At 63.1% G+C, this 13,051-nt stretch carries 13 protein-coding genes; 10 read left to right on the forward strand and 3 right to left on the reverse strand.

Going from position 1 to position 13,051, the window contains the following annotated elements; translation table 11 throughout:
- Positions 1 to 207 precede the first annotated feature (207 nt).
- The 3 genes from ACK4FH_RS01990 (at position 208) to ACK4FH_RS02000 (ending at position 3,735) form a co-directional block, all read left to right on the forward strand.
- Positions 208 to 1,416 carry an acyl-CoA dehydrogenase family protein gene (locus ACK4FH_RS01990; RefSeq protein WP_409810723.1) on the forward strand — a complete coding sequence of 403 codons (1,209 nt, stop codon included), beginning with the start codon at positions 208 to 210 and terminating at the stop codon, positions 1,414 to 1,416.
- A gap of 204 nt (positions 1,417 to 1,620) precedes the next feature.
- Positions 1,621 to 2,475, forward strand: a complete 855-nt coding sequence (locus ACK4FH_RS01995) for an oxygenase MpaB family protein (protein ID WP_409810725.1) — start codon at positions 1,621 to 1,623, stop codon at positions 2,473 to 2,475.
- 57 nt (positions 2,476 to 2,532) lie between these two features.
- Positions 2,533 to 3,735, forward strand: a complete 1,203-nt coding sequence (locus ACK4FH_RS02000) for an acyl-CoA dehydrogenase family protein (protein WP_409810727.1) — start codon at positions 2,533 to 2,535, stop codon at positions 3,733 to 3,735.
- Here the strand turns inward: ACK4FH_RS02000 and ACK4FH_RS02005 are convergent.
- Entirely contained in the window at positions 3,732 to 4,172 is a 441-nt protein-coding gene (locus ACK4FH_RS02005; RefSeq protein ID WP_409810729.1) for a MaoC/PaaZ C-terminal domain-containing protein, read from the reverse strand. The genes ACK4FH_RS02000 and ACK4FH_RS02005 overlap by 4 nt on opposite strands.
- 161 nt (positions 4,173 to 4,333) lie before the next feature.
- Positions 4,334 to 5,554, reverse strand: coding sequence for an acetyl-CoA C-acyltransferase (locus tag ACK4FH_RS02010; protein WP_409810731.1), 1,221 nt, complete (start codon positions 5,552 to 5,554; stop codon positions 4,334 to 4,336).
- A 348-nt stretch (positions 5,555 to 5,902) separates the two neighbouring features.
- Between ACK4FH_RS02010 and ACK4FH_RS02015 the strand changes: the two genes are divergently transcribed.
- From ACK4FH_RS02015 to ACK4FH_RS02025, 3 genes are all read left to right on the forward strand, one after another.
- On the forward strand, positions 5,903 to 6,400 hold the full coding sequence (locus tag ACK4FH_RS02015) for a hypothetical protein (RefSeq protein ID WP_409810733.1): 498 nt from the start codon (positions 5,903 to 5,905) through the stop codon (positions 6,398 to 6,400).
- A 231-nt stretch (positions 6,401 to 6,631) separates the two neighbouring features.
- On the forward strand, positions 6,632 to 7,027 hold the full coding sequence (locus ACK4FH_RS02020; RefSeq protein WP_409810735.1) for a PaaI family thioesterase: 396 nt from the start codon (positions 6,632 to 6,634) through the stop codon (positions 7,025 to 7,027).
- Positions 7,024 to 7,461, forward strand: coding sequence for a PaaI family thioesterase (locus tag ACK4FH_RS02025; protein ID WP_409810737.1), 438 nt, complete (start codon positions 7,024 to 7,026; stop codon positions 7,459 to 7,461). Before ACK4FH_RS02020 ends, ACK4FH_RS02025 begins: the two co-directional genes overlap by 4 nt.
- Positions 7,462 to 7,470: 9 nt before the next feature.
- Here ACK4FH_RS02025 and ACK4FH_RS02030 read toward each other — a convergent pair whose 3' ends face one another.
- A complete protein-coding gene (locus ACK4FH_RS02030) occupies positions 7,471 to 8,307 on the reverse strand; it encodes a crotonase/enoyl-CoA hydratase family protein (RefSeq protein WP_409810739.1) in 837 nt (278 codons plus the stop codon).
- Positions 8,308 to 8,492: 185 nt separating this feature from the next.
- Between ACK4FH_RS02030 and ACK4FH_RS02035 the strand changes: the two genes are divergently transcribed.
- The 4 genes from ACK4FH_RS02035 to ACK4FH_RS02050 all read left to right on the forward strand — a co-directional run bounded on the left by ACK4FH_RS02035 (position 8,493) and on the right by ACK4FH_RS02050 (position 12,945).
- Positions 8,493 to 9,344, forward strand: coding sequence for a MaoC/PaaZ C-terminal domain-containing protein (locus tag ACK4FH_RS02035; RefSeq protein WP_409810741.1), 852 nt, complete (start codon positions 8,493 to 8,495; stop codon positions 9,342 to 9,344).
- Positions 9,345 to 9,442: 98 nt separating this feature from the next.
- Positions 9,443 to 10,765, forward strand: a complete 1,323-nt coding sequence (locus tag ACK4FH_RS02040; protein ID WP_409810743.1) for a methyltransferase domain-containing protein — start codon at positions 9,443 to 9,445, stop codon at positions 10,763 to 10,765.
- Between the two features lie 133 nt (positions 10,766 to 10,898).
- On the forward strand, positions 10,899 to 11,750 hold the full coding sequence (locus ACK4FH_RS02045; protein ID WP_409810744.1) for a hypothetical protein: 852 nt from the start codon (positions 10,899 to 10,901) through the stop codon (positions 11,748 to 11,750).
- 88 nt (positions 11,751 to 11,838) lie between these two features.
- The gene (locus ACK4FH_RS02050) at positions 11,839 to 12,945 is read left to right on the forward strand and encodes a glutathione S-transferase family protein (protein WP_409810746.1); all 1,107 of its coding nucleotides are present in this window, start codon (positions 11,839 to 11,841) and stop codon (positions 12,943 to 12,945) included.
- Positions 12,946 to 13,051: the final 106 nt, after the last annotated feature.

Consider the following 13,051-nt stretch of genomic DNA (forward strand, 5'->3'; position numbering starts at 1 on the left):
AGATTTCCGCAGGCTGGCGCCAAAACCTCCGGGAAATGGCGGATTTCCGTCCCGTTCCGGCATTGCCGGGGGTGTGTGGCCGGGAGGGCGCCTGTTCGCTTCTGTGCAGTTGCCGCTGACAAGTTTGTCTATGGCGCCGCCCGCAAAGCCCCTATTCTTCTCTCAACAACCGGCGCAGCCGGAGACAGAACAAGAAGGAGTATGGGGATGGACCTCGCCATGAAGCCCGAAGACGTTGCCTTTCGCGACGAGGTGCGGGCCTTTCTGAAGGAAAACCTGATCGAAGACCTGAGGGCCCATGCGCGGCTGACGCCGGGCATTCTGGCGGATCAGGATCTGCGCGCCGAATGGCTGAGGCGGCTCTACAAGCGCGGCTGGGCGGCGCCGAGCTGGCCGAAGGAATATGGCGGCGCGGGCTTCACCGTGATGCAGCGTTTCATCTGGGCATCCGAATGCGCCGCCGCGGGCGCGCCTGCCGGTTCCAACATGGGCCTCTCCATGGTGGGCCCGACACTGATGGGGCATGGCACGGATGAGCAGAAGGCGCATTACTTGCCGCGCATTCTCGATGGCACGGACTGGTGGTGCCAGGGCTATTCGGAGCCGGGCTCGGGCTCGGACCTTGCCTCGCTGCAATGCCGCGCGGTCTCGGATGGCGATGACTACATCATCAACGGCACCAAGCTCTGGACGACGGGCGCGCACCAGTCGAACAAGATGTTCTGCCTCGTGCGGACAGACACGAGCGCGAAGCCACAGGAAGGCATTTCCTTCATCCTGATCGACGACTTCCCGGCCAAGGGTATCAAGATCGACCCTATCATCACGCTGGCGGGCGACCATGAAGTGAACCAGGTGTTCTTCGACGATGTGCGCGTACCGAAGAAGAACCGCGTGGGCGCGGAGAACAATGGCTGGACGGTTGCCAAGTATCTGCTCGAGTTCGAGCGCGGCGGCGCGGCGCATGGCGCGGCGCTGAAGAATGCGCTGAACAAGCTGCGCGCGATGGCCGCCCAGGAACGCGACGGCGACGGGCAGAAGCTCATCGACGATCCGGCCTTCCGCCGCAAGGTGGACGAGGTGGAAGTGGAAGTAACCTCGGTGGAGTTCACCGAACATCGCATCATGTCGCGGCTGTCGAACGGTCAGAACCCCGGCGCTGCCGCATCGATCATCAAGCTGAAAGGCGCCGACACCAACCAGAAGATCACCGAGCTTGGCGTGGAGGCGATCGCCTATTACGCGCAGCCCGACGTGATCGAGGCGCGGACCTGGGGCTCGAACACGAAGCCGGTGGGGCCGGACCACACGCTGATGGTGATGCCGAAATATCTCAACACCCGCGCGCAGACGATTTTCGGCGGCTCGAACGAGGTTCAGCGCAATATCATGGCGAAAGCGGTGCTGGGGCTTTAGTCGGTATCGGAGTCGCTTGCGGCAAATCAGGCGCGCCAGCTCCTTTGTGAGTCAGGCGCGCTTTTTCTTGTGCGGCGGGCGGACAAGGCATCGAATCCGGCTTTCCCGGTGAGGTGCCTCGATTAGAATGAGCCACAGCCGGAACCCGAAGCAAGGTAGAAGCCGATGAACATGCAGACCCAACCACCCCGAGCGGGAAAGCCCGTGGCGCGCGGTCCGCAGGTGAACTTTCTGGAGCCCAAGGGCGATCCGGGCCTGAGCGGCCCCGGCTCGCCGGCATGGAAGGTGTTTCACAATCCGCTGGCGATTGCCGCGGGCGGCATTGCGGCGGTGATCCTCGAACTTGCCGAACCGGCGGTTCGGGCGGGCGTGTGGGATCATTCGACATTCAAGACCGACCCGATCCAGCGCATGATAAACACCGGCGCGGCGGCGCAGGCGGTCACCTATGGCTCGAAGAAGGCCGCGCAGATGACCTTCGACCGGGTGACGCGGATGCATGAGCGCGTGACAGGCACGACGCATGAGGGCCAGCCCTATGAGGCGATGGACCCGGAGCTTCTGACCTGGGTGCATGTAACGGCGGCATGGGGCTTTCTGCAGACCTATATCCGCTATGCCGAGCCGAGGATGAGCCGCGAGGAGCAGGACCGCTATTACCGCGAGGGCGCGGCAAAAGGATACAGCTTCGGTGCGAAATGGGTGCCGCTAAGCGTCGACGAGGTGGACACCTATATGGCGGAAAAGCTGAAAGGACTTTACGTCAACGACACGGTGCAGGAATTCATCCAGATCGTGGGCGACGCGACGCCGCTCGGCAAGGCGGCGCGTCCGCTGCAGCGGCTGCTCGCGCAAGCCGGTATTGATCTGTTGACGGAAGATATGCAGAAGGCCTGCGGCGTGCGCGTGACGCATCCGCTTGGCGTCACCGGCGTGCGCGCGACGGTGAAGGCGCTTGCCGCAGCGGCGCGTTTTGTGGCGCGGCGCAAGGGGAACGGCCCCGCCGAACAGGCTTGCCGCCGCATGAGCGTTTCGACAGACTGCCTCTATCCGAACTGACGAGGCGGGACGGCGGCTGACGCAACGTCCGCCTGACAAGAAACACAGGGCAGGAAAATGGATCTTCATTTCTCGGCAGCCGATGCCGCCTTCCGCGACGAAGTACGCGCCTTTCTCGACGAAAATCTGACGCCGGAACTCGCGGAAGCAGGAAAGCTCACTACTTCCGTTTTCACGGACAAGCAGTGGAACCTTGCCTGGCAGAAGATCCTCTACAAGAAGGGCTGGGTGGCGCCGAGCTGGCCGGTGGAATATGGCGGCACGGGCTGGACCGAGATGCAGAAATATATCTGGGCCTCCGAATGCACACGCTATGGCACGCCGGGCCTTTCGCCGATGGGGCTTCGCATGTGCGGGCCAATGCTGATGAAGTTCGGCACGAAGGAGCAGAAGGACTATTACCTGCCGCGGATTCTTTCCGGCGAGGACTATTGGTGCCAAGGCTATTCGGAGCCGGGCGCGGGATCGGACCTTGCCTCGCTGCAGCTGAAGGCGGTGAGCGATGGCGACCATTATGTGCTGAACGGCACCAAGATCTGGACCACGCATGCCCACTTCGCGAACATGATGTTCTGCCTCGTGCGCACCGACAATTCGGGCAAGCCGCAGCAGGGCATCACCTTCGTGCTGCTCGACATGACGACGCCCGGCATAAAGGTGGAGCCGATCATCACGCTCGCAGGCGAACACGAAGTGAACCAGGTTTTCTTCGACGATGTGCGCGTGCCGAAGAAGAACCGCGTGGGCGAAGAAAATGACGGCTGGACGGTCGCCAAATATCTTCTCGAATTCGAACGGGGTGGCGCCTTCGCGGCCTCGCTCGAAGTGGGGATCGAGAAAATCCGCGAGGTTGCGGCGGGCGAACGCGCGGGCGACGGCAAGCGGCTGATCGACGATGAGAGTTTCGCGCTCAAGATCGCGGAGGCCGCCATTGATGTGAAGGCGATGGAGATGACCGAGCATCGCGTGATGGCGGAGCTTGCGGGCGGCAAGAATCCCGGCCCCGCCTCCTCCATGCTCAAGACGCGCGGCACGGAAATGCGGCAGCGGCTCGACGAAATCGCCGTCGAGACCATCGGCTTCTATGCCAGCGCCGACCAGCACGATGCGCGCACGCCGGGCTCCAATGTCGAGCCTATCGGGCCGAAGGAAGGCATGGTCTTCATGCCGACCTATCTCAACAATCGCGCGGCCTCCATCTATGGCGGCTCGAACGAGGTTCAGCGCGGCATCATGGCAAAGCTGGTGCTGGGGCTTTAGGCCTTCCGCGCAATCAGCAGCGTCGTGGTCTGGGTGAAGACCGTCTCGTCGTTCTGGTTCATCAGGATGTGGCGGTTCTTCACGACGCCTCGATCGGGCTTCGACGATGACGGTTTTGTCTCGATGCACTCGATGACGAGGCGGAGCGTGTCGCCCATTTTCGCCGCCTTGTGAAACCGCACTTCGTCATAGCCGAGCGCGCCGATGACGGCGGTTTCTTCCGGCAGGCGCGAGGCGAGCCAGAGGACGATCGCCTGCACATGCGTGCCGCAAGCGGTCAATGTGCCGTAGACGGATTTCGCGGCGGCCGCTTCATCGACATGGAAGGACTGCGGGTCCCACTTCAATGCGAAGGAGACGATTTCGTCCTTCGTTAACTCATAGCGCGCGGGAATGTCGTGTCGCTCGCCGAGCACAAAGTCGTCGAAATGGCGCATGCGGGTTCTCCCTCTTTTCCCGTCATAGAGGCTGAGCAGATAGTCGGAAGAAAGCAAGACGTGGATGGCCCGGTCAAGCCGGGTCATGACGAATTGAAGTGGAAAAGAAAAAGGCCCGTGGATTGATCCACGGGCCTTCGTCATTTCAACGGCCAATCGAATTACGCGAATTCGAAGAGACCCGCAGCACCCATGCCGCCACCGATGCACATGGTGACGACGCCGTATTTCACGTTCTGGCCGGCCTGCTTGCGGCGGCGGCCTTCGAGCAGGATGTGGCCGGTGCAGCGCGCGCCGGTCATGCCGAAGGGGTGGCCGATGGCGATGGAGCCGCCATTGACGTTGTACTTCTCCGGGTCGATGCCGAGGCGGTCGCGGCTGTAGAGGCACTGGCTCGCGAAGGCTTCATTGAGTTCCCAGAGGTCGATGTCGTCGACCTTGAGACCGTGGCGCTCAAGAAGGCGCGGCACGGCGAAGACAGGGCCAATGCCCATTTCGTCGGGCTCGCAACCGGCGACGGCGAAGCCGCGGAAGACGCCGAGAATGTCGGAGCCGTTCTTTTCGGCTTCCTTGCGCTCCATCAGCACGACGGCGGCGGCGCCGTCCGACAGCTGCGAGGCGTTACCGGCGGTGACGTACTTGCCTTCCTTCACCTTCTGGCCGTTCTTGAAAACGGGCTTCAGCGAAAGAAGCGACTCGAGCGTCGTTTCCGGGCGGTTGCACTCGTCCTTCTCGACGACATAGTCGACCAGCGACTCTTCGCCGGTTTCCTTGTTCACGACCTTCATCTTGGTCTTCATCGGGACGATTTCGTCCTTGAAGATGCCGTTCTGCTGCGCGGCGGCGATGCGCTGCTGGCTGCGGAGCGAGTACTCGTCCTGATATTCGCGCGAGACGTTGTAACGCTCGGCAACGATCTCGGCGGTCTCGATCATCGCCATCCACAGCTCGGGCTTTTCCTGCATGAGCTTTTCTTCGGTCAGACGATTGTAGTTCTGACCGCCCATCTGGACGAGCGAGATCGATTCGACGCCGGCGCCGATTGCGACCGGCACGCCTTCATTGACGATGCGGCCGGCGGCCATGGCGATCGTCTGCAGGCCCGAGGAGCAGAAGCGGTTGACCGTGGTGCCCGACGTGGTGACGGGGCAGCCCGCCCAGATGGCCGAGAGACGGCCGATATTCATGCCGGTCGCACCTTCCGGGGCGCCGCAGCCCATGATGACGTCTTCGACCTGGGCCGGGTCGATCTTCGCGCGCTCGATGGCATGCTTGATCGCGTGGCCGGCCATGGCCGCGCCGTGGGTGTTGTTGAAGCCGCCGCGGCCAGCCTTGGCAAGGCCGGTACGGGCGGTCGAGACGATGACTGCTTCTCTGGACATGGACGGTCTCCCGACGGGTTGAAACTGGCTTTTAATGCCGGTTGGTTCGTGTCCGGTCCGGCTTTCGCCGCCTTTACCCAACGGGCCCCGGCACTTTGAGGCGCACCTTAAACGCAGGCCCTGCCCGGACAAAGCGGAATCTCCGTCCATTTCCGCAGCGGAGAGCCGGATGTTCTGTTCGGATTTGAACAGGGGGCCGCCCAGAAGCGGGGCTGTGGAGTGCCTCATTCTTGCCCCGAAATTTCCCCGTAACCGCCTGCCCCTCACCCGCATGGGGTCACATTCACCCCCCATATTGCCAACATGGAAGACCGGCCCTGTGCCGGCAGAACGCGAAAGGGGAACGAGATGAAACAGCTTGCGATCGTTGCGGGTCTCAGCCTGACTACCGCCATCGGCGCGGCGCTGACCGCGCAGACTGCATCTGCGTCCGATCCGCTTCCCTTGCCGCGCCCCGCGGCGAGCGAAATCTCATTCGATCACCCGGCACCGGGCCTTGCCGAGCGCACCGTCTATGTCAGCGCGGCCGACCCCGAGGCGCCTTATTCGCAGGGCTATGGCGTGAACGACAGCGCTCGAGTGGTTTTCCCGGTCTATTTCCCGTCCGGCTGGACGACGCCGTCCGACGAGGCGGAAACCATGCTGCGGGCGGTCGCCGAGGAAATCACCTATCGCGGGCTCACCGATATCCGCGTTTCAGCCTCCGAGGCGGCGCTGACGACGCCGGAACTCGCTGTGGAACGCGATACCGTGGCGCGCGTCGAGGCCGTCGCGACGTCGCTCGAAAAATTCGGCGTGCCGGAAAAGTGGATCGCCGTGCAACCGATTGCCGGTTCGGACGTTTAATTCCTGAAGTCTTGCGGCGACGCCCCCTCAGCGCCGCTGCGATCCTCGAAAGACCCGGCGTTATCCCGCCCCTCATAGGTCCCCCACCCCCAGGGATGACGCCGGGTCCTTCACTCGACAATCCTCGCATCACTTGAGGCCCGCCTTCCCCGGCGGGCCCTTTTCTTGTCTCCGGCGGCGCGAACGTCTAGATAAGGCGTCGCTGTATCCTCCTCCGCTGGAAGTTCCCCCATGAGTACAAGACAGGTCGACACAAGCGGCTTTGGCGCTTTTGCCGGGCCGGTTCTCCGAGACGGCAACAAATTCACACTCGAGATCGCGGCGCATCACCTCAATGCAGATGAGCGGCTTCATGGCGGCATGATGATGACGCTCGCGTCCATCGTGCTCGGCGATGTGGCGCGCGAAACGGCCGGCGAAAAGCATCCCGGCGCGCGCGTGAGCCCGCTATCGCTCAATTGCGACTTCGTGAGCGCAGGCGAGAAGGGCGAAACGATCGAAGGGCGCGCAGAAGTGACGCGCGCGACGCGGACCGTGCTCTTCATCTCGGGCGAACTGCGCGCCGGCAGCCGCATCCTGATGACGGCAACGGGCGTCTATTCGATCAAGGCACCGGAGGACAAGTGAGAACGCCGCTTCCCTCGCCCCGTGACGTGGCCGCGCCCGAAGGCTGGCGGGTGAGCGCGCTTCACGACCCTTTCGAGGCGCATGTGGGACCGCTCTTCGAGCGCGACGGCGGGGACGGCACGCGCATTTTCGGCTTCATCGTGGATGACCGCCATGTGAATGCGGCGGGCGATGTGCATGAAGGCATGATGCTGACTTTTGCCGATGCCTTTCTCGGCAGCGCCGCCAATCGCGGCGCAGACGGCAAGGGCTGCGTGACGCTCAGCATGCAGGCGAGTTTCCTGAAGGCGGCGCGCGCCGGCGATCTCGTCGAGTGCCACACGCGGCTCGAGCGGAGGACGCGCACCATCATCTTCGTCTCCGGGCGGCTCAGCGTCGGAGACGAAGACATGGTGACAGTGACGAGCCTCTGGAAAGTGCTTGGCGAACGCTGACTTCCGCCGTCAGAGAATGCTCTGCACGGGGAGAAGGTCGTCGAACTCCGGCTCGCGCTTCTCTGACTTGGCCGCGAAGCTTTCCATCATGTCATGCGGCTGGAACATGCCGGTCTGCCAGACGGCGATATGTTTCAGGCCATCGGCGATCGAGTGATCGCGCGCATAATTGATCATTTCCTTCGAGCCGTAGACGGCAAGCGGCGAGCGGGCGGCGATGTCCTTCGCGATGCCCATGACGGCGGCGAGCATCTCTTCCTGCGTGTCGAACACGGCGTTGACGAAGCCGCTGGACTTTGCCTCCTCGGCGAAGAGGCGCCGGCCCGTATAGGCAAGTTCGCGCACGAGGCCCTGCGGCATCAGATGCGGCAGGCGCGGGAAGGTGCCGACATCCGCCGTCATGCCGATATTGATTTCCTGGATGCAGAAGAAGGCGTCCTTCGTGCAATAGCGCATGTCGCAGGCAGATGCGAAATCGACGCCACCGCCGATGCAGCCCCCCTGCACCGCCATCAGCACCGGCATGCGCGCCTCATCGAGACAGGAAAAGGTCTTCTGAAGTTTCAGCACGGTCTGCATCAGGTTTGCGCGGATGCGACCCGTCTCCTTGCCCGCCATGTCCGGGCCGGAGGTGAAGACGGACAAGTCCATGCCCGAAGTGAAATGCTTGCCCGTCGATGAAATGACGATCACGCGAGCAAGCGCGCCTTCGTCGATCTCGCGCACGATTGCGGGCAGGTCATGCCAGAAATCGCGGTTCATCGCGTTCATCTTTTCCGGACGGTTCAGAACGATATGCGCGATATGGTCCTTGATCTCGACTTTGAAACAGGCCGAATCCTTCATGTGTGTTCTCCGCTGAACCCAGGTTTTGCCGGGACCTTACCATGCCGGGCGGATGCGCAAAGGAGGGTCGGGTGCGCAATGGGCATCCGCCATTCGAGATTGTGGACAAGCATGCTTGCGCGGGCCGTGCGGAACCGCTTTCTTATGGCCAAGAAACCTATTCAACAGCCCAAGGGGAGGCCGAAATGGCGATCAACTACGACAAACTCATGAGCCTGAAGGCGACCGGCCAGGAGTTCAGCTATGGCGACCGCGAAACCATGCTCTACGCGCTTGGCATCGGCTTCGGGCGCGATCCGCTGGACGCAAAGGAGCTACCCTTCGTCTATGAGAAGAACCTGAAGACGGTGCCGACGCTTGCGACCGTGGTGGCCTGGGGCGCGGGCGCCATCGGCGACAGCGGCATCAACTACGCGATGGTGGTGCATGGCGAGCAGAAGCTGAAGCTCTACCGCCCGCTGCCGGTGGCAGCGAAACTCACGGCCGACAGCCGCGTGGTGGGCGCTTGGGACAAGGGCGAAGGCAAGGGTGCGATCATCGTCACCGAAACGGACCTCACCGAAAAGGGCGGCGACAAGCTCTGCACGCTGACTTCGACCATTTTCGCGCGCGGCGACGGCGGCTTTGGCGGCCCGCGCGAGGGCGCGCCCGAACCCCACAAGCTGCCGGACCGCGCGCCGGACATGAGCGTGGATGCCGAGACGCGGCCGGACCAGGCCCTGCTCTACCGGCTTTCGGGCGACCGGAACCCGCTCCACTCCGACCCCGAGTTCGCCAAGGCGGTCGGCTTTCCCAAGCCGATCCTGCACGGGCTCTGCACCTATGGCACCTGCTGCCGCGCAATCATCACGGGCGCGCTCGACCATGACCCGACGCAGATCACGGGCTTCGATGTGCGCTTCTCGGCGCCCGTCTTCCCTGGCGACACAGTGACGGTCGATCTCTGGAAGGACAAGGGCGTGATCTCTTTCCGTGCCCGCGTGAAGGAACGCGACGCGGTCGTCATCAACAACGGCAAGTGCACGCTGAAGGCCTAACTCACCCCACCTTCGCGAGCCCCTTGCACAGGGACGCAGGAAAGAGATAAATCGAGCCGGGCGAGACATCCGCCCGGCTTTTTTCATGTGAACACTGCATGACCAGCGACGACGCAATCCCTCCCGGACTGACCGTCACTCATCCGTTTGCGGATAAAACGCATCCCGGCGAGACAGAAGGCGATGATCCGCTTTCGATCATGGAACGCCTGATAGCGGCAGGCGACCGCGAAGCAGCGCTTACCCATGCAGAACACATCGCTGCGGAGCGGCAGCGGGAAGGATGGCCGGCAGGGCTCATCGCTTCGCTCGCCCATTGCGTGATCGATCTCGGTGAACCCGAGCGCGCGGCTGCGCTGATCGTTCCCCTGATGCAGTCCGGCGAGGCCAATCCACGCAGTCTCATGGTGCTTGCCCGCGCCCTTAGCCTGGCCGGGCGGCATCAGGAAGCGCTCGATGCGCTCAGCGAAGCGAGTTTCCTCGACGGCCAGTCGGCGGAAGTGCTTCTTGCGCTCGGCGCAGCACGGCTGGCCGCGGAGGACACCGCGCGCGCCATTGCCGATTTCGAGCGTGTGTTGCGAGTTGCGACAGATGATGGCGAGCGCGACTCCGGCCTGCGCGCAGAGGCGCATTTCCGGCTCGGCGAGACCTGGGCGCTGCTCGACGAACGCGAGCGCGCGGCGCGGAATTTCCGTTCGGCGCAGGCAGAAGACCCGGCGGACCGGCGCGGCGCAGGTATCCGCCTTGCCGAGCTTGAGGCGCAGCCCGCGCCTGCCCGCGCGAGTGCGGCCTATGTGCGTGCACTCTTCGACGGCTATGCGCCTCGCTATGAGGGGCACATGGTCGAGACGCTAGCCTATCGCGGGCCCGAGCTTCTGCGTGCGGCGGCGGAAGCGGCTGAGGGGTTTGCGGCAGCCGCGCCTTATGACGCAATCGATCTTGGCAGCGGCACCGGGCTTTCGGGAAAGGTCTTTGCTCCCTTTTGCCGCTCGCTCCTGGGTGTCGATCTCAGTCCGCGCATGTGCGCGGCGGCAGAAGCCTCCGGCTTTTATTCGGACGTCGTTACAGGCGACATCATCCCGGCACTCAACACCGCATCACGACCGTTCGGCCTCGCCATTGCCTGCGACACACTGATCTATCTCGGCGACCTCGATCCGCTTTTCGGCGCGGTTGAAAGATCGGTTTCACCGAATGGGTGGTTCGTCTTCTCGACGGAAAAATCGGACGGCAAATCCGATGAGGCCGCGGCGCGCGGCTTCGAGATCGGCCCGTCACGGCGCTTCCGGCATACCGAAACCTATATTCGCGAACGTACCAGTGCGCATGGCTTCGATGTTGTTTCCTTCGGCAGCTGCGTGCTGCGGATGGAGAAGCGTCAGCCTGTAGAAAGTTTCGTTTGCGTCTTGCGCCGTCGGTGACCGGCTTTGCGGCTCAACGAAAGCCCGATAGTGTTGGCGAGAGGCTGGCCCTGGCGATCTGTGCCGACTGATTGCAGGGCGGAGCGATTTTCGGGAAGGCATGCGCGAGCGGGGGTTGGAATTGCTGCGGGAGATGGGCGCGCGTACCGTAAGCGCGGCAAAAGCGGGCATGCGGAATCTCGGTCCACAAAAGCGCTCCATTGCCGTTGTGGCGGTGGCGTTTCTGCTCGCCTTGCCGCTTGTCGCACAGGTCTGGGAACCCGGCGACCCGTTGCCCGGCCCGATGAGCAATCGCGAAGACGGGCTCGACATTCCCGAGGACGAGTCCGTGCTTTCTCTGCCCGCGACGCGCAAACCCGAACCGCGCGTTATCTATCCGCCGCCGCAAAGGCCGGTGCCCGATGCATCGCTGGACGAAACCACAAGCGTCCCGGCGGTTCCAATGCCATCCGCCCCGAGCACCGAAGACGACCCTGAAGATTTCCTCTGCCTGCGGGCGCCGGCGGGCAAGGCAGCTCCGGTGCCACCGCCTTTCGACCAGTGGCTTGTGCTCGTTTGCACACAGGATGGGCAGGTGCTGGTGCCGGTCGAGGGGGAAGCCTGGGTGGTGCGCGGCTCGGCCGATATCGTGTCGCTTTTCGCGCTGCCGCCCGGCGCGGAGGCTCCGAAGCAGGGCGCCGGTTTCGATGCACGCTACGATATCCGCTTCGAGGAAATAAGCGGTGGCGAGGCGACCGGCGAACGCAGAGAGCGCGCCACCAGCCTGCTCCGGCTGGCAACAAACCAGAATGAAGCCTTGCCGGACTTTCGGGACATCTGGCAACTCGACGCCCTCTCCAATGTTGGTGGGACGCGGTACAATGTCTTCTTCTACAGGACAGGTGAGCGGCCGACGCGCCTCATCGTCTGTCTCGACCGCTGCATGAAGGCGCTTCATGTCGACGTGCTGAGCGGCGCCGAAGCGAAAGAAGTTCTCGGGCGCTGATGGCCCGCATAAATTGACACAAACTGTGCCGATATATAGAACAATCCGCCGGCAGACGCGGGAAGCCGCACAGACGGGACAAAATGCGATGACCAGAGGATATGAGTTCTACGGCGCGGAAGTGAGCTACTTCTCGGGCAAGGTGCGCGCCTATCTGCGCTACAAGCGCATCCCCTTTTCCGAAATCACACCAACGCGCGACATCTACCGCAATGTGATCCTTGCCCGTGTCGGCTGGCCGGTGATCCCCGTGGTGGTGACGCCGGAGGACGAGACCTGGCAGGACTCATCCGAGATCATCGACAATTTCGAGGCGCGGTTTCCCGAGGCGCCGGTCTATCCCGAAGGCGCGCGGCAGAAGCTCGCGGCGCTGCTCATCGAAGCCTATGCGGATGAATGGCTGAAGCTGCCGGCCATGCATTACCGCTGGACGAAGAACCGCGACTTCGCGATCTCGGAATTCGGGCGGCTGTCGCGGCCCGATCTCGACAAGGCAGGACAGCGTGCTACGGGCGAGGAAACGGCGAAGCCCTTTGCGGGCGCCCTCCCCTTTCTCGGCGTGTCGGAGGCGACGGGGGCGGCCATCGAGAAATCCTACGAGGGATTGCTTGCCGAACTCGATGCGCATTTTGCCAAGCACGGCTTCCTGTTCGGTACGCGGCCCTCGATCGGCGATTTCGGACTTTACGGGCCGCTCTATGCGCACCAGTTCCGCGATCCGGCATCGGGCGAGATCATGAAGAAGCTCGCGCCGAATGTTGTGAAATGGGTGCAGCGGATGACGAAGCCGCCCGCTCCCAAGGGCGGCGCCTTCCTCGCGCATGATGAAGTGCCGGAGACCATCCTTCCCATCCTTGCACGGATGATGCAGGAATTTCTGCCCGTGCTCAAAAAAACGGCAATTGCCCTGAAAGAGCATGTGGAGGCGAACCCGCAGCTCATCGCGGGCAAAGAGCCCGTACCGCGCGCACTCGGCCAGCATGAATTCGCGCTGGAAGGCGCGACAGGTACGCGGGCAATCTTCACCTTCGAGCTCTGGATGCTTCAGCGTGGACTCGATTTCCTTGCGACGTTGCAGGGGGAACAGCGCGAGAAGGCGATTTCCATGCTAGAAATGGCGGGTGGCGGCGAGCTACTTTCCTTCCCCGCCTTCCCGCGCCTGACGAGGCGCCAGTTCCGTCTGGTTCTTGAATGAGCGATAGCGGCTTTCTCTCACGTCTATTCGGCCGGCGCCGCGCGGCGCAACCCGAACCGGCGGCGACATACGAACCGCCGGAATTTCCGAAGCCCACAGGAGTCCC

This window comes from Parvibaculum sp., from assembly GCF_046297875.1.
GTDB lineage: Bacteria > Pseudomonadota > Alphaproteobacteria > Parvibaculales > Parvibaculaceae > Parvibaculum.